The sequence below is a fragment of the Chryseobacterium sp. WG14 genome (genome assembly GCF_024586945.1).
Lineage (GTDB): Bacteria > Bacteroidota > Bacteroidia > Flavobacteriales > Weeksellaceae > Chryseobacterium.
On record NZ_JALCZD010000003.1, the window covers coordinates 287,980 to 308,782 of the forward strand.

A 20,803-nucleotide genomic window follows, 5' to 3' on the forward strand; every position below is an offset into this window, starting at 1 on the left:
CCATGCCTATAAAATTTCTTGCTGAAGATGACAGACCGAGAGAAAAGTTTTTACATAAAGGTAAAAACTCACTTTCTGATTCAGAGTTACTGGCAATCATAATGGGAAGTGGAAATAAAGAAGAAAGTGCTGTAGAATTGGGAAGAAAAATTTTAGCTTCGGTAGATAATAACTGGCATCAGCTAAGTCTGCTTTCCATTAAGGATTTAATGAAATTTAAAGGAATAGGAGAAGCTAAAGCCATTTCTATAGCAACAGCATTAGAAATAGGAAGAAGGAGAGCCGGGCAGGAAATTCCGGAAAGATCAACTATCGGAAATAGCAATGATGCTTATTTATTGCTTAAAAATCAGTTATCCGATCTGAGAACTGAAGAATTTTGGGCTATTTTTCTGAACAACAGTAATAAAGTACTTCATATATCCCAGATGACACAGGGAGGAATCAGCCAGTCTATTGTAGATGTAAGAATTCTTTTTAAAAAAGCGCTGGATCATTTTTCTACAGGTATTATTATAGCACACAACCATCCCTCAGGAAGTCTAAAACCAAGTAGGGAAGATATGAATATCACACAAAAAATAAAAGAGGCTGGAAAGACTTTAAGTATCCAGCTTTTAGATCATGTTATCATTACTCAGGATTCATATTTTAGTTTTTCGGACACAGGATTATTATGATTAGAAGATTAAGATACAATGAAATTGATTTTGTAAAATATTCCCGATGTTTAGAAAATTCTGAACAGAAGAAATACTCTGCGACAAAAGATTTTTTAGATACCACGTCGGAAAAACAATGGGAAATCTTAGTCTATAATGACTATGAGGCAGTAATGCCTGTTCCTTTTGTGAAAAAATATGGAATTAAAATTGTTCTTAACCCTAAGCTTTGTCAGCAGCTAGGTGTTTTTTCTGCCAAAGATGATGAGCAGCTTAACGAAGCTTTTTTGAATTATCTGGAGAAAAATTATTTAATAGGAGCATATCCATTGAACGATTTCAATCAAATTCAAAGAAAACTTAGATTGAGAAAGAATTTTTTACTTTATCCGGATTCTTACGAAAAAGTATACGCACGGTACTCCCCAAAAAGAAAAAGAAAACTTAGATTGGACGATGAAATTCTAAAGAATTCAGAAATAAAAACAATTAGCTATGATGAGGCTAAGCTTTTTATAGAGAATAATATGATTGGGCTGTGTAAAGAAAATGATCTTCCGGATTTCATGAGGATTTTTGAAGCTTTCTATCATTTGAATTATCTGAAGTTTTCAGCTTTTTTTTATCATCATAAAATAATCAATATAATCGCAACGTATTCTGATTGCAGTATGGTGGCACTTTTAGGCACTTTTAATGATAAAGATTATGTAAAAATATCCGGGGCTTCAGTGCTGATTGATACCATAATCAGGGAAACTATTGAAACTCATATATTTGATTTTGAAGGCGGGGAATTACCTAATATTGAAGAGTTTTTCAGAGGGTTCCGACCGGAATTAAAACCTTACGCAATCATTGAAAATTCAAAAAAAGACATTTTGAAGAAATTTGTGTATTTTCTATTAAACGGTAAGCTCTTTTAATAGGATAGAAAAAACAGTACATTTTTCCCTAAAAGTTAAAACTGCTTTCAAATAAGAAAAAAAAGCTATACGGCTAACCTCATTTGGATAAAAACAGAACCAGAAAAAGCCTTGTTTATCATTTTTTTGATGAAAACAGTGTGTGTTATCATGAAGTTACACAAAGGCCTGCTTTATTTGAGCTATAATTTCAGAAAATATTAGTAATTTTGCCACCTAAAATTATGGCTAATTTTTCAGAATATCTACCGTATGCATTTGCATTGATTATTGCGATTCCTTTCCTGGTATTGCTCAGACAGTTTGTACATTCGTATATTACCCTTAAAAATCAGGAGATCAAGTTGCTTTCGGTGAAATCGAATACAGAAAATAAAACACATTCTTATGAAAGGATGACCTTATTTCTTGAAAGACTGAAACCTTCCAACCTTATTCAGAAATTTGATAAAGAGCTTGCTGTTCACGAATTCCTTTTCCTTACAGAGAAAACGATCAATGAAGAGTTTGAATACAATTCTTCACAGCAGCTGTATCTTTCGAAAAATTCGTGGAAGAATATTGTAGATTCTAAAAATGCCGTAATAGAGCTGCTTCATAAAACATATGAAGGATTGAACGGAAATGCTGATCTTGATGAGTTCAAGACTATTTTTATCATGAACTATATGGAGGACAATGACTATATTGCAGCTACAATAGAAGACTTGAGAAAAGAAATTTTAATAATAACTTAAAAAATAAGAGATAAATAATGATTCCAAATTTTAAAGCACATCCATGGCACGGAATTTCTGCAGGAGAGGATGCACCTAATGTTGTTAATGTATTTGTGGAAATTGTTCCTTCAGATACAATTAAATATGAAGTAGATAAAGAAACAGGATACCTGAAAGTAGACAGACCACAGAAGTTTTCTAATATTATTCCGGCATTGTATGGTTTTGTACCAAGAACATACTGCCACAATGAGGTAATGAAACTTGCTATTGAAGCGGGAGCTGATGATGTAACAATGGGAGATCATGATCCACTTGATATTTGTGTATTAAGTTCTCATAATATCCATGCAGGAGGTTTATTGATGGAAGCTATTCCAATCGGTGGTTTCAAAATGATCGATGGAGGAGAAGCAGATGATAAAATTGTCGCTGTAATGATTAATGACCATGCATTCGGACACTTCAGAGACATTTCTGAATTACCGGAAGCTGAAGTTAAAAGATTGATGCACTACTTTTTAACATATAAGAACTTACCGGATGAGCCTGCAAAATGCAGAATCCAGGAAGTATATGGTGTTGAACATGCAAGAAAAGTAATCAAAGCTTCTCAGGCTGATTATGCAGAAAAATTCGGAGGATAAAAATTCTCTTGATAAATATGTCTAAAGGGATAAACAGTTTTCTGTTTATCCCTTTTATTGTATAGAAAATGTTTAAATTTTTTATCATTGGATACAATCATCAGAGATAAATATAAACTTAAAAAAGCCCCCCAAAAATGGGAGGCAAAAATTGACTGTATATTGAAGTGTAATTCAACCGTTTATTTATTGTTTTCAAGCCATTTCAGCCTCCGTTGATCCGGCAGATGCTTGACCCTGAAATCTTCAAATGTAGCCGTAAATCCCTCCCCATCGGGGCAGGCGGCCATTAAACCTACCATTACAGGCGTGTTATCCTGAAGTGGCGCGTTCCGCATCATACTATAGTTTTTGTCATCAAAAGAATAAAATATTTCAACGGCATCCAGTCTTCTTACAGCTTTTATCCAAATTGCTGAAGGAATGTTGTCTAAGGTAATAACACTCCAGTCACTTTTATCATGGGTGACAACAGTACTTAGATTGTATTTTCCGTCCACAAACTCTACTCCGGCTTTGATGTAATGATCTTTATCGGTCCGCAGCATAAGACCCATTTGATCAAATCTTGCTTTATAATTACCTGTTATTTTTACTTTGGCTTCAAATTCACCTCCATAAAGGCTATAGTAAAATGGAGCATCATCTACTGTAAATCCATAATGTGAAACCCTCCAATAATCACTTTGCGGCGTAACAAACATGGATATGCTGTTGTTTTTGATCTCCCATTTTTCGGGTTCATTAAACCAGGTCATTTTCTCTAAGGTCTGAGCCGAAATCTTTTGGATCAGAAATAACGCACATAAACCTAATATCAATCTCTTCATTTTCTTTTTGATAAGTTCTAAGGGTAAATTATTATTTTAGCAAAAGTATAAGTAAAGAAGTTTCATATCAATACTGAAAAATAACCATATGAAGATCCGGGAACAATTAAGTGATAAGCTGCTGGATAAGACCTCAAAGAAATGTTTGCTGGACATTGAGATCTATAAGCAAAGAACACAAATGTATTCGCAGATGGAAGGCGCAATAGGAGTGCTAAGCGATATGCAGGCTGATAAAAGTTATATTTATAAATCAAAAGCCGCTTTAGAACTGGGAATAAATTTTACTACGGACTCTGTGGAAATCGATTCCATTTGGGAAGAAGAGATGCTGAAGAAGATACATCCTGATGACAGGCTTAAAAAATATATCCATGAGCTTCGGTTTTTTAATTTTCTGGATTCAATAGAACCCGAATTTCGTTCGGACTATGCTGTTTTGTCAAACATCAGAATGAAAGATAAAAATGAAGAATACAAAGCCGTAAAACACCGTATGTTTTATATATTTTCACCGGAAAACGGGAAACTGAGATTTGCACTTTGCCTTTATAATATTGCTTTGAAACAGTCTTTAATTCCTGAATTTTTGATTGCTAATACTGTAAAAGGGGAAATTCTTGTAAAAGATAAGCTGGATTATAAAAATATATTGACTCACAGGGAACTTGAGGTTTTAAGATATGTGGGAGAAGGATATGGCAGTAAACAAATTGCGGATTTGCTTTTCATTAGTGTAAATACCGTCAGCAGACACCGTCAGAATATCCTTGAAAAGCTAAAAGTGAATAATTCTACCCAGGCTTTTAAAGACAGCTTTTATTAAATATATGTTTTTAAAATCCGAAAAGTTCACCATATTGTTTTAATTCTTATTTTTAAATTTATAATCTGAATTAATTTAAAATAACAAATGATGAAAAGAAGCGAAGAGATTACGAGTCAGTATTTTGACTTTTTAGATAAACATGTCAGGGATGTAATTTCCGGCAATGTTCCTGAATTTATGGAGCTGAATAAAATTGCAGGGAAACTTGCTATTTCACATACGCATCTTACAGATACCCTTAAAAAAGAAACAGGGAAACATCCATGCTATTTTTATGATGAAAAAATTATTGATGAGGCTAAGCTTATGTTGACTACTTCAAAGAAGTCTGTCGCAGAGATTGCCCGCATCTTTACTTATGACCCCTCCAATTTTTCTAAATTCTTTAAAAAGATGACAGGTGAAACTCCCGGTAATTTTAGAGAATTTAATAAAAAAGAATAGTTTGTTTGGATACAAGGTCCTTTTTATAAGTGTTTTTGTATTTTAACTTCTCTATAAAGTGAGTTAAATATATTGGAATTATATAACAAATAGCCTTTTAATAAATACTCAGGAGATCACATAAAAAAATAATGTTGTATAAATGAGATAGTTGCAAATAACAACTATCTTTTTTGCTATTTATTTATTGATATTGCTTTATTGTTTTCTTTTTTTTGTTAAATTTAGATTAGAAAAATTTATTGAATTAATTTAGAACAAAATATGCTAAATGTTATAGGAACAGAAGCAATTTTGCCTCTATGAAAATAAGAATAAACCGCTCTGTATTAATAATATTTTAATACCATACAGAAGCTGTGGAATCTTATATAATTATATATTTGCTTCTTTAAGTCACAAACACACACACAAACAACATTAAGGATGAGTATTGATTTTACAACGGCAACTTTTAAAGATTTTGAAAATATTCCGGATTATGATATTGCTCAAAGAGCGGAATATTTTTACGAATTCCTGGATCATATGACATCTAGAGGGCATATGAACTACAGACTGAAAAATACTTCAGGAACCAATGCAACATTAAATATTGATATTGCAGACCACAATAAGGAATATGTAAGTTTCGTTTCCAGTGATTATTTAGGATTTACACAGCATCCAAAAGTAAAGCAGGCTGCTATTGAAGGAATTGATAAATATGGAACAGGAACAGGGGCATCCCCCCTTATCGGTGGGCATTTCGATTATCATAATGCTATAGAAAAAAAAATTGCCAGTTTTTTTGGAAGAAGTGAAGAAGAAGTGATATTGTTTACTACAGGGTATTCCGCTAACAGCGCTACTTTGCAGATTTTAATGCAGAAAGAAGATATTGCTATTCTAGATATGGGAGTACATGCTAGTGTGCATGAAGGATGTGTTTTTACAAATAAAAAAACATTTCCCCACAATAATTTGGAAGCTTTGGAACATATTTTGAAGATGTCTGAAAATACGTACCGTACAAAACTTGTTATAGTGGATGGAGTATACTCTCAGGAAGGAGATACCTCACGTGCTAAAGAAATATATGATCTTGTAAAAAAATATAATGCCTATCTCATGGTAGATGATGCACATGGTGTTGGAGTTATGGGAAAAACCGGGAGAGGAGCCCTTGAAGATGATAACTTATTGGATAAGGTAGATTTTATAACAGGAACATCGAGTAAAACTTTTGGTAACCTGGGAGGATATGTTATTGCAAATAAAAAAATAACATCATTCCTTAAGTTCCAGTCTCGTCAGCACATTTTCTCCGTAACAGCACCCCCTTCTTCCTTCGGAATTTTGAAAGCAATTGATTTAGTTGATGAAGAACCATTCTGGAAGGATAAACTGTGGGATAACATTAATTATTTTAAAAATGGACTTAATGATCTGGGATTGGATACAGGAATCACCTGCTCAGCCATTATTCCGGTAAAAATAGGGGATCAGAGTAAAATGTGGGATATTGGCAGAATATTGCTTGAAGAAGGAGTGTATACAAATCCTATTATGTACCCTGCTGTAGCCAGAAAAGATGCCCGTATCAGAATGACTGTAACAGCGCGACACGAAAAAGAGCATCTTGACAAAACGTTGAATGTCTTTGATGATATTAATAAAAAATTGCATATTGCAAAAAAATAATAAATTATGCCTAGAAAAGTAGTGCAAGGCCCCATTAGGGACAAAGAAAAAACAAAACAAAAACTGCTTGCAGCAGTTGGGAAAATTTTGAGAGTAAAAGGCTATTCAGGTCTGAAAGTAAGTAAAATTGCAGCAGTAGCCGGATTTGATAAAAAACTTATCTATGAGTACTTTGGAAGTACCGATAAGCTTATTGACGAGTATATAAAATCTCAGGATTACTGGACTAAGTTTAGCCCGAATATAGAAGAAGAAGTACAGATTGGAAAAGGTAAAGAAGCTTTAACTCAGGGAATTCTTACGCAGTTTGAAAGCCTTAAGAAAAATAAGGAACTTCAAAAGATTATTCTTTGGGAGCTTTCTGAAAGTAAACCTATCCTTAAAAATATCTTAAAGCAAAGAGAAGAAGTAGGGGCTAATTTATTTGAAAATGTAACAGACCCATATTTCGGAGAAAATGCAACAAGCATAAGAGCAATGCTGGCTTTAGTGGTAGCAGGAGTTTATTACCTAAACCTATTTCCTGCCTATAACGGAACCGAATTCTGTGGTATTGATATGAGGACTGAAGAAGGAAGAGGAGAAGTTGAAAAAGTGATCGTTGAGATTATCGATCATTTTTACCAAATCAAAAAATGATGACTAAAAGTTTTCCAATTTGATCAGAAATAAAATTTTGTATATAATTTGAAAACTTTTAATTTTCAAATTAAAACTATATTCCTTATTTTTGACCAATGGAAAATTTTATAGTATCTGCAAGAAAATATCGCCCCCAAGAGTTTGATACAGTTGTTGGGCAATCTCATATTACGGATACTTTAGAACATGCAATTGAAGAGAGCCAGTTGGCCCAGGCTCTACTTTTTTGTGGACCTCGTGGTGTGGGTAAAACTACTTGTGCCAGAATTCTGGCGAGAAAGATCAATGAAAAAGACGGCTCAGTCTCAGAAGATGGCTTTGCCTACAATATCTATGAGCTGGATGCTGCATCCAACAACTCTGTAGATGATATCAGAGAACTTATTGATCAGGTACGTTTTGCCCCTCAGGTAGGAAAATATAAAGTGTATATCATTGACGAGGTACACATGCTGTCTTCTGCTGCTTTTAATGCTTTCCTTAAAACACTTGAAGAACCGCCGGCGCATGCTATTTTTATTTTGGCAACTACCGAAAAGCACAAGATAATTCCTACCATTTTATCGCGGTGTCAGATTTATGACTTCAAGAGAATTGTTATTGAAGATATCCAGAATCATCTAAGAAATATTGCTCAGAAAGAAAATATCCAGTATGAGGAAGATGCTCTTTATATGATTGCCCAGAAGGCCGATGGTGCTTTAAGAGATGCATTATCTATTTTTGACAGGCTCTCCACATTCTCTCAGAAGAATATTACATTGGCCAAGGCTGCTGAAGTTCTCAATATCTTAGATTATGACCAGTATCTGAATATCGCGGATCTGGCCAAAGAGAATAAAATCCCGGAAGCGCTATTCGCCTTTAATGAGATAGTAAAGAAGGGTTTTGATCCTCATATTTTTATTGCAGGCTTAGGAAACCATTTCAGAGATCTTATGATGGCCCAGAATACGGCCACTTTAGAACTCATTGAAGTAGGAGAGAAGACCAAGATCAAGTTTGTAGAACAGAGCCAGAAATGGAACGCCCAGCAATTGATTGACGCTGTTGAGATTTGTAACCACGCAGATATCAATTATAAAAATTCTAAAAACCCAAGACTTACGGTTGAAATTGCATTAATGCAGCTGGCTTCTCTGACAGCTAATTTAGGTGATACTAAAAAAAAAAGTTCTTAATACTGGCACCATTTCTCAGTGAGAAGCAGGACGTAAAAATACCTGTAAAGGTTCCTGAGAAAAAAGAATTACCCGTACAGCCCGCAGTTCCACACCCTGATGCTGTTCAGGAAACTGTTATTCAGAAAACCAATAAACCTTTATCGAGACCAGGAGGTTCTTCAGGCTTCAGTATCAATTCTTTTCTGAATAAAGAAGAGAAAGAAGTGGTGGAAGAAACCGTAATCGTGAAAACTGAAAAACTTCCGCAAAATCATTTTACCGAGACAGACCTGCAAGCAGAATGGACCCTTATGCTCAAACAGCTGCAGAGAAAAGACGGTTTTATCTTTAATGCCGTAAAAACCTTTAAACTGGTCAAGGAAGAAGAAAATAAAATCAAAGTTTTATACCCTTCAGATTCTGCTAAAGTGGAATTTGATAAAATAAGTGGAGAATTTTTCAATCATTTCAGAAGCAAAGTTCACAATCATTCTATTGTCGTAGAATACCAGCGGGACGTTGAAAATCTGAAGATTGAGGTGGTCACCAAAAGAAAAATATTTGAAAAATTTATAGAAAAAAATCCGCTTTTAAAAGATCTTGATGATTTAATGAAGTTTGATTTGACATAATTTTTATATATTTGTGAAATAATTTTGTGAAAAATATTTTTTTGACAAAAGCAAATACTAACAAGAAACGCTAAAACAAGACATTTCCAGAACAAAAATGGAAAATTTATTGACAACATATCTGTCTTATTTTACACCCGCTAATTATTTTAGCGGTTATTTTAGCTTTTCTTCTTCTTATTATAGAAATTTCAGAACCTATTACCGATTTTACTGGTACTACTAACTGAATTTCTTTCCAAAAAATACAGGAGGAGTGAAGCCCTTTTATTCTCCTGATTCCTTTAAAAAAATTTTGAACGGCATTTTTTGAAAAGAATTATAAAGTAAATTTATAATGAAAGGGCCGTGCTGTGAACTTTAGAATAAATAACAAAACAATAAATTTAGAATATGAACCTAAAAGATTTAAAAAGCGAGTGGATCAGTGGGCTTACACAGCCTCTAATGATTGCAGGACCGTGTAGCGCAGAAAGTGAAGCTCAAATGCTTGAAACGGCTAAAAGAATTAAAGAATCAAATGCTCAGGTATCTGTTTTCCGTGCAGGAATCTGGAAGCCCCGTACCAAACCCAATGGTTTTGAAGGTGTAGGAGTAATTGGTTTAAACTGGCTAAAAAAAGTAAAAGAAGAATACGGTTTTAAAACTGCTACGGAAGTTGCCAATGCACATCACGTGTTTGCCGCTCTAGAAGCAGATGTAGATGTTCTTTGGATTGGGGCACGCTCTACAGTAAACCCTTTTACCGTGCAGGAAATTGCTATGGCCTTAAGAGGTACAGACAAACCTGTATTCGTTAAAAATCCGGTGAATCCTGATTTAGCTTTATGGATTGGCGCTTTAGAAAGACTTTTAGGCCAGGATATTAAAAATCTTGGAGTAATTCACAGAGGATTTTCCACATACCAGAAAACAAAATACAGAAATAACCCGAATTGGCAGATTGCTTTGGATTTCAAAAGTCAGTTCCCGGATATTCCAATGCTGATTGACCCTTCTCATATCTGTGGAAACAGAACAGGATTGGCTGATATCACACAGGAAGCACTTAACGTAGGATACCAGGGAGCTATCATTGAAAGCCACTGTAATCCTGATGAAGCATGGAGTGATGCAGCGCAACAGATTACCCCTGAAGTATTGGCAGAGCTTATCGGAAACTTAAAAGTAAGGAGCTCAAATCTGGCAGGATTTGAAGGTGAAATGGGAAGACACAGAACTTTAATTTCTGATCTTGACTTCCAGTTAATAGAACTTCTTTCTCAAAGAATGAAGATCTCAGAAAAAATCGGAAAACTTAAAAAGGAAAATGATATTGCCATCTTCCAGCCTGAGCGTTGGAAAGTAATTACTGAATACGCTAATCAAAAAGCTAAAGAAACAGGAATGTCTAATGAATTTATTGAAAAGGTATTCAAGGCCATTCATGAAGAATCTATTGAGGTACAGAATAATATCATGATTGACAGAGCATAAGGTAACAAGACTTAAGATGGAGTAATTTGAACTGAAAAGTTCATAAACTCTGTGAAATAAGTTCTGACGATCATAAATAAAGGGCTTAGAGCTTAGGGATAGCTGTAGAAACATTTGTTTTAACCTATTTCCTAAACTCTAAGCCCTACTTTCTATTTCTTAATTTCTTATATTTGCACCTAGCATTATCTATGAAAGGAAAAATCATTAAATCTACAGGAAGTTGGTACCAGGTTTTGGAACCGGAAACAAATAAAATTTTCGAGGCCAGAATCCGGGGAAAGTTTAAATTAATAAAAACTAGGCTTACCAATCCACTTGCAGTAGGAGATTTTGTTGAATTTCAGTTAGAGCAGGATGATATCGCGTGGATTACCAAAATAGAACCCCGCAGAAATTACCTGATCAGGAAATCAGTAAACCTTTCAAAAGAAGCTCATATCATCGCTTCCAATATTGATATGGCGTGTTTTATTTTTACCTTGAAACACCCTGAAACATCACTTGGTTTCCTGGATCGTTTTTTAGCATGCTGTGAAGCTTATAATATTACCCCTTTACTCTTATTCAATAAAATTGATGTCCTGCATGAAGAGGAAATTGAAATTGTAAAAGATATTGAATTTCTTTATCAGGAAATAGGGTATGATACATTAGAAATCTCTTCTTATTCCCGTTTGAACCTGGATCAGCTTCAGGAGCTCCTTAAAGATAAGACCTCAGTATTCTTCGGCCATTCAGGATGCGGAAAATCTACTTTGGTAAATGCACTGCAGCCCGGGCTTAATTTGAAAACTTCCGAAATTTCCGATACTCACCTCAAAGGAAAACATACGACAACCTTCGCCCAGATGCATTTTTGGGATTTTGGAGGTAATGTAATTGATACACCCGGTGTTCGTGAGTTTGCCATGATTGATATCGAAAAAGATGAAGTACAGCATTATTTTCCTGAAATCTTTAAGAAAAGAGAAGAATGTAAATTCCATAACTGCCTTCATATCAATGAGCCCAAATGTGCGGTTCTGGATGCTTTGGAGACCGGAGAAATTCAACATTCCCGTTATTCTACCTACATTAAGCTTATGGATGAGGCAGAAGAAGCTTCTCAAAAATAATTACCTGGTTTCACCTCTTTACAATACTATCGGATCAATATAAATTGATCTGCAAATACTTTATGAACATAGAAAAAACAGACCGGGGAATCACATTAAAAAATATCTTATAGTATGGGGTGTCTTTTTTTGATTAAAATTTTTTCAGAAAAAAATGATCCGGCCGATTTTTTCCGTCCTGGAAATAAATACTTTTACAATAACTCCACTTTTTGACATTCAAAATGTCCGGCATAATGTCATATTTTTGAAATATTTGTGCCACCAAAATGAATCATTTAAAAAAAAACGAAAAAAAATCATTATTTCATTGATTGAAATAGAAGCAATAACGTATTAATATGATTTTATATGGTTTTTAATTTTATCAAATTAGCAATAAAAGTGTTGATTTTTTACAAATAAAAAACCCAGCCGAAGCTGGGTAAAAACTAATAACCATGAAAACTCAAATTAAACATGAGAATCGCAATAGAATAAACAATTACTGTGCCAAAGTTTAGTTCACAATTTCTTAATAAAAGTTATTTTTATGTTAAAAAAAAATTAAAATAAAAATCAAAGATATTTTTTGTAATTTTGCGGCATTAAAAAAATATACATTTATGTCTAACATTACATTCACTATGATTAAGCCTGATGCAGTTGCTGACGGACATATCGGTGCTATATTAGGTAAGATTGCAGAAGGAGGTTTTAAAATCAAAGCTTTAAAATTAACTCAGCTTACAGTAGCTGATGCTAAAAAATTCTACGAAGTACATGCTGAAAGGCCATTTTATGGAGAATTGGTAGAATTCATGAGTTCAGGTCCTATCGTGGCTGCAGTTTTAGAAAAAGACAACGCTGTTGAAGACTTCAGAACATTGATTGGAGCTACAAATCCAGCAGAAGCTGCAGAAGGTACAATCAGAAAAATGTTTGCAAGAAGCATTGGTGAAAATGCTGTTCACGGATCAGATTCTGATGAGAACGCTCTTATCGAAGCTCAATTCCATTTTTCAGGAAGAGAGATTTTCTAAGAAACTACCTTACAAAATAAAAAATCCGGAGAATTTTTTCTCCGGATTTTGTTTTTTTAATCTATTCCAATTTTTTGAAATTAAGGTTAAAGATTATTTTCAATTGCTCCAATCTTTTCTCTGTAGAGCTCAATAGGTTTGTCAAGTAAAACCGCAATGACGGTCATGTTTTTATCAAGCCTTTCCTTTGGAATATCAATATATACAATACCTGGTCTGTCACTCCAGTAAAGCTTGTTGTAAATACTGTGATCAAGTAAAGTGCCTTCTCCAACAATTCTGATTCTGGCAATGTTGTTTTTTATTCCTTTTAAAGCAATAGGGCCGGTTGGCTTATCTTCTACAAAAAGATAAAGGGTCTGTTTATCTTTAGACAGGCTGCTCATGCCCGGATAATGACCTTCCGGCAATCCTTTTTCAGTGTCGAAAAGAGCTTCTGCATGCTTACTGATCCATTGAAGTGTTTCAGGGTTTGTATGAGTGTTTTGGCCAAGCTGCATATCAAGCCCGTCATTGGTCAGTCCGGAATTGGTGAACAGATGATCACCATCATGAAGAGCATCAGCGATATCATAAATAGCCGACTGAGTGTCTTTTTGGTCAATAAGTTGGGAGAGCGGTTGCTTTTCTTTCTTAAAGTCTTTAAGAAATACAGGAGGATTATCAAAAGCGAGTTCTACAACGCTAATGTCTTTATCAAATTTCATATTTGAAAAGTGAAGGCTTACTGTGTTTTTGTCATCATAGCTCATTTCCACTACAGCCTTACTATCTCCTATAATTTTTGCAGAAGCGGGCTTTGTTGCCAAACCATAAATTTTAGTCATGTTTTTATCTTCTTCCAGATAGAGGAATAAAGACTTTTTAGAAGCAGACAGAGAAGACTTTCCTTTATAATTTTCAAAAGGAATTCCCCGTTGGGTTTCGTAAACGGCCTTTTTATTTTTAGAAACCCATCTTCCAAGATTTTTTAAGATTTCCACCTGTTTCTCAGGGATTGTTCCATCAGCTTTAGGGCCCATGTCAAGCAATAGATTACCTCCCATGCTGATGACGTCTGCCAGGGTACGGACAATCATATTGGGGGTTTTGTAGTTATTGTCATAAGGCTGATATCCCCAGGAATCATTCATCGTATAACAGAGTTCCCAATAAGGATTTTGTGGAGCAATAACAGGAATTCCCTGTTCCGGAGTATCATAATCACCATGATTATTAAGCCTTGAATTGATGATAATATCCGGATTGTACTGTTTCAGAATCCCGAGTGTCTGGGGAGCTTTCCATTCTTCAGAGGTATGCTCCCAATCTCCGTCAAACCATAAAAGATCAGGTTTATATTGTGAAGAAAGCTCAGTAAGCTGGGTCTGATAATACTTGGTGAAGTTCTGCCAGCGCTTAGGATCATTTTTTATATCATATCGTTTTTTAATCCGGGTATTGACGTCATAATACGGATGGCTCCAGTCCGGAAGTGAAAAATAAAGACCTGTTTTTAATCCTGAATTTTTAAGACTGGCCACGAAAGGGCTCAAAACATCTTTTTGGGCTGAAGAATTACCGGGAATAGTGATCGCTTTTTCAGCCTTAGAATTCCAAAGTGCTATTCCATCGTGATGCTTTGTCGTAATCACGGCATATTTTGCCCCCGATTCTTTGATAAGCTCAGCCCATTGTTCCGGCTGATATTTTGAAGCTGAAAACCCATCCAGCTGCTTCATATAATTCTCATAATTGATGTAATTATTGAAGAATGACCATGATTCAGAAATTCCGTTAACCGAATAAACTCCCCAATGAATGAAAACACCCAGTTTAGCATTCTTGAACCATTCCATTTTCTTATTGTTGTCAACGGACTGTATTTGTGCATTGATGCTGTGTGCTGATACTGCCAATCCAAGGAAAACAGCTTTTATAAGCGTGTTTCTCATTTTTTATTTTTAATGATAAATATAAATAAAGAATATCTATTTCTCAAATATTCATTTCAAATATTCGTTTAATAGAAGAGATGCTGTCTGAAAAAAATAAAATATTCAATGATAAATTGTTGTATTTTTAAAGCAAAATAAATGGAACACTTATTGTAAACTTCCTTAAAAAGAAAAAAAATGAAAATTCCAACCCTATTAATGGCTAGTTTATTAGCAGTAGGAGTTTCGGCACAGACAACGAAGTCTGTTACGAACACTAAAAAGCCTGTAAAGAAAGTTAAAAAAGCAGTAATTAAAGAAACTCCGGAAAAGCCAAAGCCGGGAACACCTAAAGTTATTGCGAAGAAAGATACTGTGGTTCGTTTACCTCATGGTTGTCCTGCCTGTGGAATGGGATAGGATATGGAAAAACCACTATTAGGATTATCAATGATGGCAGAGGCAGATTTTGTTTCTGCTATTTTACCTTTGCTACAGAACAATGCTGTGGATGTGATCGAGTGGTCATTTGATACCTTCTTTGAAGCTGAGGAGCCGTCATGGCTTAAAGATCTTTTAGACTTTTACGCCGGAAATGACCGTTTGCTTGGGCATGGCGTTTATTACTCCTTATTCGATGCAAGGTGGACGGAGCGACAGGAAATGTGGCTTCAAAAACTGAAGCAGGAAGTTCAAAAGAGAAATTATAATCATATTACAGAGCATTTCGGTTTTATGAACACCGAAAATTATCATCAGGGTGTACCATTGCCCATTTCTTTGCATCCGAAAACACTTGAGGTTGGAAAAGACAGGCTTTACAGACTGCAGGACGCTGTAGATATTCCTATTGGAGTAGAAAATCTGGCATTTTCTTTTTCCGTTAACGATGTCAGAGAGCAGGGTGTTTTTCTTGATAAGTTAATAGATGATATTAATGGTTTTTTAATCCTTGATCTTCATAATATATATTGTCAGTCTTGCAACTTTGAAGTGAGTATGCAGGATATTGTGGGTTTGTATCCTTTGGAGAAGGTCAAAGAGATTCATCTTTCAGGGGGAAGCTGGCAGGATAGTGTTTATGGAAAAAAAATGATCCGCAGAGATACACATGATGATGTAATTCCGGAAGAAATCTTTGCGGTGCTTCCTTCAGTGCTGTCACAATGTCATAACCTGGAATATATTATCATTGAAAGACTTGGACATACCATTCATACAGAAGAGGAGAAGCAGTGTTTTTTTAATGATTTTATGAGGATTAAAAGAATTATTAGCTATTCTGATACAATGAATGGTAAAGCAGAAAAGTGGGTAAAAAGAGAGAGACTCCTTTCAGAACCATTGGAAGATTTAATTATATACGAGGAACAGATCCGGCTAACAAAGCTGTTATTTGATCATGCTGATCCTACGTTAATTAAAAATCAGAATTTTCATTATTTTAAAACGAAAAATTGGGACCCTGAAATGATTCTGACTGCCCAGAATATTATTAAAAAATGGAATCCCTATTAAAATATACCGACTACTAACCACAAATCAAAATATATGAAAATGGCAACCCTATTATTAATTGTTACTGCTGTGCTTACGGCTTTAATTGCCGGACTTTTCTACGCCTATTCCTGTTCTGTAGTATTGGGACTGGGGAAATTATCTGATGGAGAATATCTGAAAGCAATGCAGAATATCAATCGGGAAATTCTTAATCCTGTATTTTTTATGAGCTTTATGGGAACAGCGGTTCTTCTTCCTGTATCTGCATTTGTATTTCGTGGGCAGCAGCCTGCTTTTATTTTCCTTTTGCTGGCAACATTAGCTTATCTGATAGGTGTTTTTGGCGTTACAGTAGCAGGAAATGTTCCGATGAATGATGTGCTTGATAAATTTGATATTTCGGGAGCTACCACCGGTGCCATTAAGCAAATGCGGGAAAGTTTTGAGAACAGATGGAATCTCTTAAATAACGTAAGAACTGTTTTCTCGGTAATCAGTATTGCTTTGGTAGTTTGTGCGTGTATTTGGAATAAAGAAGTGTAAAAAAACAATGGGATTAGGTAGAAATGCTTACGTTAAAATTCAGTATTTCTACTGATGAAAGTGTGGATCTTTATTGAGAAATTTGTGTTGTTATCAGGAAGAAGTAAAGATAAAAACTCAAAATAGCTAATAACCACATCTACTCAAAGTTCCAAAAATGAGGAAAGGCAGTCCCTGAGAACTGCCTTTTTCTGTATGGTTGAAAATACAATTTAAATTTTTAAAAGCTCTATGGTTCTTTCCGGGCTTTCCGCAGAGAATACCGCATTTCCGGCTACCAGCACATCAGCTCCTGCTTCAAAAAGCTTAGAGGCATTATCAAGATTAACGCCACCGTCTATTTCAATAAGTGCTGTAGAGTTATTGCTTAAGATAAGATCTTTTGTTTCTGCAATTTTTTTATACGTGTTTTCAATGAATTTTTGTCCTCCAAATCCGGGATTTACACTCATTAATAAAACAAGATCTACATCAGCAATAATATCTTCAAGCATTAGAACAGGAGTGGAAGGGTTTAAAACAACCCCGGCTTTCGCCCCTTTACTTTGAATATGATGAATCGTTCTGTGAAGGTGTGTACACGCTTCGTAATGTACAGAAACCAGATCAGCACCATGATTGATAAATTCATCAACATATTTTTCGGGCTCTACAATCATTAAATGTACATCCACGAATTTTTTAGCATGCTGCTGAACCGTTTTCATTACCGGAAAACCGAATGAAATATTAGGTACAAATCTACCATCCATGACATCAATATGGAACCAGTCAGCCTGAGAGGCGTTCAGCATTTCAATGTCTCTTTGCAGATTCCCAAAGTCTGCAGATAAAAGGGAAGGAGCAATAAGCTTCGTTTTCATTTTTACTTTTTAATTAGATATTTGGAGTCAAGAATCAAGAGTCGAGATATAAATGGTTAAGATGTACGAGAATATCTTTTTTATTCATATTTTGAATGTCTTGAATCTTGTATCTTTCATCTTGATTCTATTAATGATACTTTAGTTTCATTTCCGGCTTAATCTTCAGAATGGTTTCGTAGATCAGTTTGATTACATTACCTACATCTTCTTTGGATACCATTTCCACCGTGGTATGCATATAACGCAAAGGTAGGGAAATTAAAGCACTTGGTACCCCACCGTTAGAGTGGGCAAAGGCATCTGTATCTGTTCCTGTTGCTCTGCTTGCCGCAGCTCTCTGGAAAGGTATTTTCTTTGTTTTTGCCGTATCAATAATTAATTCTCTGATCGTATGGTGAACACTTGGCGCGAAGAATACTACAGGTCCGTCACCACATTTCTGATCACCTTCTTTTTTCTTTTCGATCATAGGAGTGGTTGTATCATGGGTAACATCGGTTACAATCGCAATATTAGGCTTAATCGTATCGGCAATCATATCAGCTCCGTATAGTCCTACTTCTTCCTGAACAGAATTGGTGATATACAGCCCAAAAGAAATTGATTTTTTATTCTCTTTTAAAAGCCTTGCCACTTCAGCAATCATAAAACCTCCGATTCTGTTGTCCAAAGCTCTGCAGACAAAATACCTGTCATTCATTTCAAAGAACTCATCCGGATAAGTGATCATGCATCCTACATAGATTCCCATTTCCTCCACTTCTTTTTTGGAAGTGGCTCCGCAATCGATGAAAATGTTTTCAATTTTTGGCGTAGGTTCATTTTGATTAGTTCTGGTATGGATAGCCGGCCATCCGAAAACTCCTTTTACAATTCCGTTTTCTCCGTGGATATGAACCACTTTGGAAGGGGCAATAGTCTGATCCGAGCCTCCGTTTCGGATGACGTAGATCAATCCGTCGTCAGTAATATAGTTTACGTACCAGGAAATCTCATCAGCGTGGGCTTCAATTACTACTTTAAAATCAGCTTCAGGATTAATGATACCATAGCAGGTTCCATAATGATCCACTTCAATTTTATCTACATACGGTCTGATATAGTCCATCCAGACCTCCTGTCCCTTGTGTTCATAACCTGTTGGTGATGAAGTATTTAAATATTTTTCTAAAAATTTTAAAGATTTCTTTTCAAATTTCATAAAAAGGAATGATTTTTGCGTTTAATTTTTATTCTTATAAGTGTAAAAATAATGAATTTTAGGAAGATTATCTGCCTTTTTATTTTCTTTTTTGGAGTCAGTGTTTTTGGTCAGACGGATTCTATTGTGGCAAAACCTCTTAACCAATATCCTGCTGAATCTCTGAAAGTGGATGAATTCGGTAATAAGTATTATTACGACGAGCAACAAAAGGTTAAAATCTACGAGATTAATGGAGAGCCTGTAGTAGTGATGGACGAACTTGTTCTGGTAAACAAACCCCGATTCAACAATCAGCTCGATAAAAATTACTATTATTTTCTAAATAAAAAGCTATACAGGGTATATCCGTTATTTGTGACTGCTTTGCAACAGTATCGGGATATGCAGGCAGATATGGATAATATGGATAGTAAGGCTAAAAGAAAATTTATAAGAGAAAGGCAGAATATGCTTGCTGACCAATATGAAAAACAATTAAGAGATCTTACGACAACCGAAGGCCAGGTTTTTGCAAAATTAATGAACAGAGCTACCGGTAAAAATGTTTATGAAATTATAAAAGAGCTTAGAGGAGGATGGAGTGCCTTTTGGTGGAATGTAAAAGGAAAGATGGCTGATATTGATTTGAAAGAACAGTATGATCCTCACAAAAACAGGAGTGATGAATTCATAGAGTCATTACTGCAGTCCAACTGGAACTCCGGCTATTTAAAGCCTTATCCGGGAGCCAATCAGTTTAAGGTCAAAAAATAACAATATAAAAGTAAATTCCTGTAAAAGCTTACAGGAATTTTTCTTTTAATTTATCGAATACAATTTTATCTATTGGAAGTGGAAATGGATTGTCGGGCCTGTCGATAGCTATCCATTCTGTTTTTTCGATGCATGGATCCATGATCAGGAAGTCTTCCTCATTGATGATATTAACAATATAATATAAGGTAAGAAGCTGTTCGTTTTCTCTGAAGCGGGAAACCAGGAAGTTTTCCTGTGTATAGAAATGTTCTGTAATATCTATTTTTACATTAAGCTCTTCATCAAATTCACGGTGCAGACATTCCAGTACCCCTTCACCGTATTCCAATCCTCCTCCCGGAAATTTCACTAAAGATTCTCCTGCATATTCTTCAAATAAGGTCAAAACTTTCTTGTCTTTTACTGCACAGCCATACACTCTAATGTTGATCTTGTCTATCATATATAATAGGTATAATATTTTGTAAAGCTAATGTAAGAAATTTTCATGAAGGAATGGTGAAATCAGGAAAAGCAAAGGCGTATTATGTCTTTTAAACTATTAAAGCTTTATGGCATTAATCATCTCCCTTTTTCCAGGAGGGCCTTGTTTTTTTTCTACTTTAAAGTTCAGTTCCTGAAGAATTCTTCTTACACTTCCTTTAGAAGAGTAGGTTGTTAATAATCCATTAATGGCCATTTTGTCAGAAACCATTTCAAATAACGGTTTTTCCCAAAGATCAGGCTGTACTCTTGCTCCGAAACAGTCGAAGTAGACCAGGTTAATTTTTGGCAATTCTATGTCCTTGAGGTCGAAAAAGTCACATTCTATCTTTTTTAAGTTGAAACCACTAATGATTTCAACTGACTTTTCCCAATCTGCCAGATGAATTTTCTGGTAAATATTTTTGAACTCAGGATTATCAAAAAGCTCAAAATATGCCAAATCGTTAACTTCAGATTCATTTACGGGGTATTTTTCAAGCGAAAAATAATTAATGACATGATTTTTGTCAGTTTTTAAATATTCATTAATTGTAACTAAAACATTCAAACCTGTTCCAAAACCGAGTTCTAAAATATTAATTTCGCAATCATTAACTAAATTTAGTCCATTTTTGATAAACACATGTTCTGCTTCTTGCAACGCGCCATGATGAGAATGGTAGTTCTCATTTAAGTCGTTGATAAACAACGTTTTGCTTCCATCGTTAGTGGTCTTTACTTCTCTTTTCAAGCTATTTTT

At 35.0% G+C, this 20,803-nt stretch carries 23 protein-coding genes; 17 read left to right on the forward strand and 6 right to left on the reverse strand.

The genetic code is table 11. The annotated features are described in order from the left end of the window. Window positions 1-2: 2 nt before the first annotated feature. The 4 genes from radC to MP478_RS07350 all read left to right on the forward strand — a co-directional run bounded on the left by radC (window position 3) and on the right by MP478_RS07350 (window position 2,954). Window positions 3-680: a DNA repair protein RadC gene (radC, locus tag MP478_RS07335; protein ID WP_230035547.1), complete on the forward strand. Its 678-nt coding sequence runs from the start codon at window positions 3-5 to the stop codon at window positions 678-680. After that, window positions 677-1,588 carry a hypothetical protein gene (locus MP478_RS07340; RefSeq protein WP_257200051.1) on the forward strand — a complete coding sequence of 304 codons (912 nt, stop codon included), beginning with the start codon at window positions 677-679 and terminating at the stop codon, window positions 1,586-1,588. The genes radC and MP478_RS07340 overlap by 4 nt, the downstream gene beginning before the upstream one ends. Window positions 1,589-1,812: 224 nt before the next feature. Continuing rightward, a complete protein-coding gene (locus MP478_RS07345; RefSeq protein WP_257188877.1) occupies window positions 1,813-2,325 on the forward strand; it encodes a hypothetical protein in 513 nt (170 codons plus the stop codon). A gap of 17 nt (window positions 2,326-2,342) precedes the next feature. Next, complete coding sequence (locus MP478_RS07350; RefSeq protein ID WP_230035553.1) at window positions 2,343-2,954, forward strand: inorganic pyrophosphatase; 612 nt, start codon at window positions 2,343-2,345, stop codon at window positions 2,952-2,954. Between the two features lie 182 nt (window positions 2,955-3,136). On the opposite strand, the gene MP478_RS07355 is transcribed toward MP478_RS07350, so the two are convergent. Next, on the reverse strand, window positions 3,137-3,784 hold the full coding sequence (locus MP478_RS07355) for a DUF1349 domain-containing protein (RefSeq protein ID WP_257200052.1): 648 nt from the start codon (window positions 3,782-3,784) through the stop codon (window positions 3,137-3,139). 88 nt (window positions 3,785-3,872) lie between these two features. Here MP478_RS07355 and MP478_RS07360 point away from each other — a divergent pair, with 88 nt between their 5' ends. From MP478_RS07360 to MP478_RS07400, 9 genes are all read left to right on the forward strand, one after another. Then, window positions 3,873-4,610 carry a response regulator transcription factor gene (locus MP478_RS07360; RefSeq protein ID WP_257200053.1) on the forward strand — a complete coding sequence of 246 codons (738 nt, stop codon included), beginning with the start codon at window positions 3,873-3,875 and terminating at the stop codon, window positions 4,608-4,610. 87 nt (window positions 4,611-4,697) lie between these two features. Beyond that, window positions 4,698-5,057, forward strand: coding sequence for an AraC family transcriptional regulator (locus tag MP478_RS07365; protein WP_230035559.1), 360 nt, complete (start codon window positions 4,698-4,700; stop codon window positions 5,055-5,057). A 426-nt stretch (window positions 5,058-5,483) separates the two neighbouring features. After that, complete coding sequence (locus tag MP478_RS07370; protein ID WP_257200054.1) at window positions 5,484-6,740, forward strand: aminotransferase class I/II-fold pyridoxal phosphate-dependent enzyme; 1,257 nt, start codon at window positions 5,484-5,486, stop codon at window positions 6,738-6,740. 6 nt (window positions 6,741-6,746) lie between these two features. After that, a complete protein-coding gene (locus MP478_RS07375; RefSeq protein WP_257188874.1) occupies window positions 6,747-7,379 on the forward strand; it encodes a TetR/AcrR family transcriptional regulator in 633 nt (210 codons plus the stop codon). 98 nt (window positions 7,380-7,477) lie between these two features. Continuing rightward, window positions 7,478-8,563 carry a DNA polymerase III subunit gamma/tau gene (gene dnaX, locus MP478_RS07380; RefSeq protein ID WP_230035564.1) on the forward strand — a complete coding sequence of 362 codons (1,086 nt, stop codon included), beginning with the start codon at window positions 7,478-7,480 and terminating at the stop codon, window positions 8,561-8,563. Window positions 8,564-8,790: 227 nt separating this feature from the next. Then, window positions 8,791-9,177, forward strand: a complete 387-nt coding sequence (locus MP478_RS07385; RefSeq protein WP_257200055.1) for a hypothetical protein — start codon at window positions 8,791-8,793, stop codon at window positions 9,175-9,177. Between the two features lie 393 nt (window positions 9,178-9,570). Then, entirely contained in the window at window positions 9,571-10,653 is a 1,083-nt protein-coding gene (locus MP478_RS07390; protein WP_047495586.1) for a chorismate mutase, read from the forward strand. A 191-nt stretch (window positions 10,654-10,844) separates the two neighbouring features. Then, entirely contained in the window at window positions 10,845-11,771 is a 927-nt protein-coding gene (gene rsgA, locus MP478_RS07395) for a ribosome small subunit-dependent GTPase A (protein ID WP_257188873.1), read from the forward strand. Window positions 11,772-12,376: 605 nt separating this feature from the next. Further along, complete coding sequence (locus MP478_RS07400; RefSeq protein WP_034687444.1) at window positions 12,377-12,793, forward strand: nucleoside-diphosphate kinase; 417 nt, start codon at window positions 12,377-12,379, stop codon at window positions 12,791-12,793. A gap of 86 nt (window positions 12,794-12,879) precedes the next feature. On the opposite strand, the gene MP478_RS07405 is transcribed toward MP478_RS07400, so the two are convergent. After that, the gene (locus MP478_RS07405; protein WP_257200056.1) at window positions 12,880-14,727 is read right to left on the reverse strand and encodes an alpha-L-fucosidase; all 1,848 of its coding nucleotides are present in this window, start codon (window positions 14,725-14,727) and stop codon (window positions 12,880-12,882) included. Window positions 14,728-14,907: 180 nt separating this feature from the next. Here MP478_RS07405 and MP478_RS07410 point away from each other — a divergent pair, with 180 nt between their 5' ends. From MP478_RS07410 to MP478_RS07420, 3 genes are read left to right on the forward strand one after another with little or no spacing between them, the layout of a single operon-like run. Then, window positions 14,908-15,129 (forward strand): hypothetical protein, encoded by a 222-nt coding sequence (locus MP478_RS07410; protein ID WP_230035572.1) that lies wholly within the window; start codon window positions 14,908-14,910, stop codon window positions 15,127-15,129. 3 nt (window positions 15,130-15,132) lie between these two features. After that, complete coding sequence (locus tag MP478_RS07415; protein WP_257200057.1) at window positions 15,133-16,227, forward strand: DUF692 domain-containing protein; 1,095 nt, start codon at window positions 15,133-15,135, stop codon at window positions 16,225-16,227. Window positions 16,228-16,266: 39 nt separating this feature from the next. Further along, window positions 16,267-16,752 (forward strand): DUF1772 domain-containing protein, encoded by a 486-nt coding sequence (locus MP478_RS07420; protein ID WP_257200058.1) that lies wholly within the window; start codon window positions 16,267-16,269, stop codon window positions 16,750-16,752. A 212-nt stretch (window positions 16,753-16,964) separates the two neighbouring features. On the opposite strand, the gene rpe is transcribed toward MP478_RS07420, so the two are convergent. Together rpe and MP478_RS07430 are read right to left on the reverse strand one after the other, a co-directional pair. After that, window positions 16,965-17,615: a ribulose-phosphate 3-epimerase gene (gene rpe, locus MP478_RS07425; protein ID WP_047495569.1), complete on the reverse strand. Its 651-nt coding sequence runs from the start codon at window positions 17,613-17,615 to the stop codon at window positions 16,965-16,967. Between the two features lie 130 nt (window positions 17,616-17,745). After that, window positions 17,746-18,819, reverse strand: coding sequence for a M42 family peptidase (locus MP478_RS07430; RefSeq protein ID WP_230035578.1), 1,074 nt, complete (start codon window positions 18,817-18,819; stop codon window positions 17,746-17,748). Window positions 18,820-18,870: 51 nt separating this feature from the next. Between MP478_RS07430 and MP478_RS07435 the strand changes: the two genes are divergently transcribed. Further along, on the forward strand, window positions 18,871-19,575 hold the full coding sequence (locus tag MP478_RS07435; RefSeq protein WP_230035580.1) for a DUF4294 domain-containing protein: 705 nt from the start codon (window positions 18,871-18,873) through the stop codon (window positions 19,573-19,575). 28 nt (window positions 19,576-19,603) lie between these two features. Here the strand turns inward: MP478_RS07435 and MP478_RS07440 are convergent, their stop codons facing one another. Together MP478_RS07440 and mnmD are read right to left on the reverse strand one after the other, a co-directional pair. Beyond that, entirely contained in the window at window positions 19,604-20,020 is a 417-nt protein-coding gene (locus MP478_RS07440) for an NUDIX domain-containing protein (protein ID WP_257188869.1), read from the reverse strand. Between the two features lie 99 nt (window positions 20,021-20,119). Then, window positions 20,120-20,794 (reverse strand): tRNA (5-methylaminomethyl-2-thiouridine)(34)-methyltransferase MnmD, encoded by a 675-nt coding sequence (gene mnmD, locus MP478_RS07445; protein ID WP_257200059.1) that lies wholly within the window; start codon window positions 20,792-20,794, stop codon window positions 20,120-20,122. Between the last annotated feature and the right edge of the window lie 9 nt (window positions 20,795-20,803).

Excerpts from the sequence above, each read along its gene's own strand:
- MP478_RS07400 (WP_034687444.1), top strand. The coding sequence starts at position 12,377 with ATGTCTAACATTACATTCACTATGATTAAGCCTGATGCAGTTGCTGAC.
- MP478_RS07405 (WP_257200056.1), bottom strand. The coding sequence starts at position 14,727 with ATGAGAAACACGCTTATAAAAGCTGTTTTCCTTGGATTGGCAGTATCA.
- MP478_RS07430 (WP_230035578.1), bottom strand. The coding sequence starts at position 18,819 with ATGAAATTTGAAAAGAAATCTTTAAAATTTTTAGAAAAATATTTAAAT.
- MP478_RS07435 (WP_230035580.1), top strand. The coding sequence starts at position 18,871 with ATGAATTTTAGGAAGATTATCTGCCTTTTTATTTTCTTTTTTGGAGTC.
- MP478_RS07355 (WP_257200052.1), bottom strand. The coding sequence starts at position 3,784 with ATGAAGAGATTGATATTAGGTTTATGTGCGTTATTTCTGATCCAAAAG.
- MP478_RS07365 (WP_230035559.1), top strand. The coding sequence starts at position 4,698 with ATGATGAAAAGAAGCGAAGAGATTACGAGTCAGTATTTTGACTTTTTA.
- rsgA (WP_257188873.1), top strand. The coding sequence starts at position 10,845 with ATGAAAGGAAAAATCATTAAATCTACAGGAAGTTGGTACCAGGTTTTG.
- MP478_RS07420 (WP_257200058.1), top strand. The coding sequence starts at position 16,267 with ATGGCAACCCTATTATTAATTGTTACTGCTGTGCTTACGGCTTTAATT.
- MP478_RS07415 (WP_257200057.1), top strand. The coding sequence starts at position 15,133 with ATGGAAAAACCACTATTAGGATTATCAATGATGGCAGAGGCAGATTTT.
- MP478_RS07410 (WP_230035572.1), top strand. The coding sequence starts at position 14,908 with ATGAAAATTCCAACCCTATTAATGGCTAGTTTATTAGCAGTAGGAGTT.
- MP478_RS07375 (WP_257188874.1), top strand. The coding sequence starts at position 6,747 with ATGCCTAGAAAAGTAGTGCAAGGCCCCATTAGGGACAAAGAAAAAACA.
- rpe (WP_047495569.1), bottom strand. The coding sequence starts at position 17,615 with ATGAAAACGAAGCTTATTGCTCCTTCCCTTTTATCTGCAGACTTTGGG.
- MP478_RS07360 (WP_257200053.1), top strand. The coding sequence starts at position 3,873 with ATGAAGATCCGGGAACAATTAAGTGATAAGCTGCTGGATAAGACCTCA.
- MP478_RS07390 (WP_047495586.1), top strand. The coding sequence starts at position 9,571 with ATGAACCTAAAAGATTTAAAAAGCGAGTGGATCAGTGGGCTTACACAG.
- MP478_RS07370 (WP_257200054.1), top strand. The coding sequence starts at position 5,484 with ATGAGTATTGATTTTACAACGGCAACTTTTAAAGATTTTGAAAATATT.
- MP478_RS07345 (WP_257188877.1), top strand. The coding sequence starts at position 1,813 with ATGGCTAATTTTTCAGAATATCTACCGTATGCATTTGCATTGATTATT.
- MP478_RS07440 (WP_257188869.1), bottom strand. The coding sequence starts at position 20,020 with ATGATAGACAAGATCAACATTAGAGTGTATGGCTGTGCAGTAAAAGAC.
- dnaX (WP_230035564.1), top strand. The coding sequence starts at position 7,478 with ATGGAAAATTTTATAGTATCTGCAAGAAAATATCGCCCCCAAGAGTTT.
- radC (WP_230035547.1), top strand. The coding sequence starts at position 3 with ATGCCTATAAAATTTCTTGCTGAAGATGACAGACCGAGAGAAAAGTTT.
- MP478_RS07340 (WP_257200051.1), top strand. The coding sequence starts at position 677 with ATGATTAGAAGATTAAGATACAATGAAATTGATTTTGTAAAATATTCC.
- MP478_RS07350 (WP_230035553.1), top strand. The coding sequence starts at position 2,343 with ATGATTCCAAATTTTAAAGCACATCCATGGCACGGAATTTCTGCAGGA.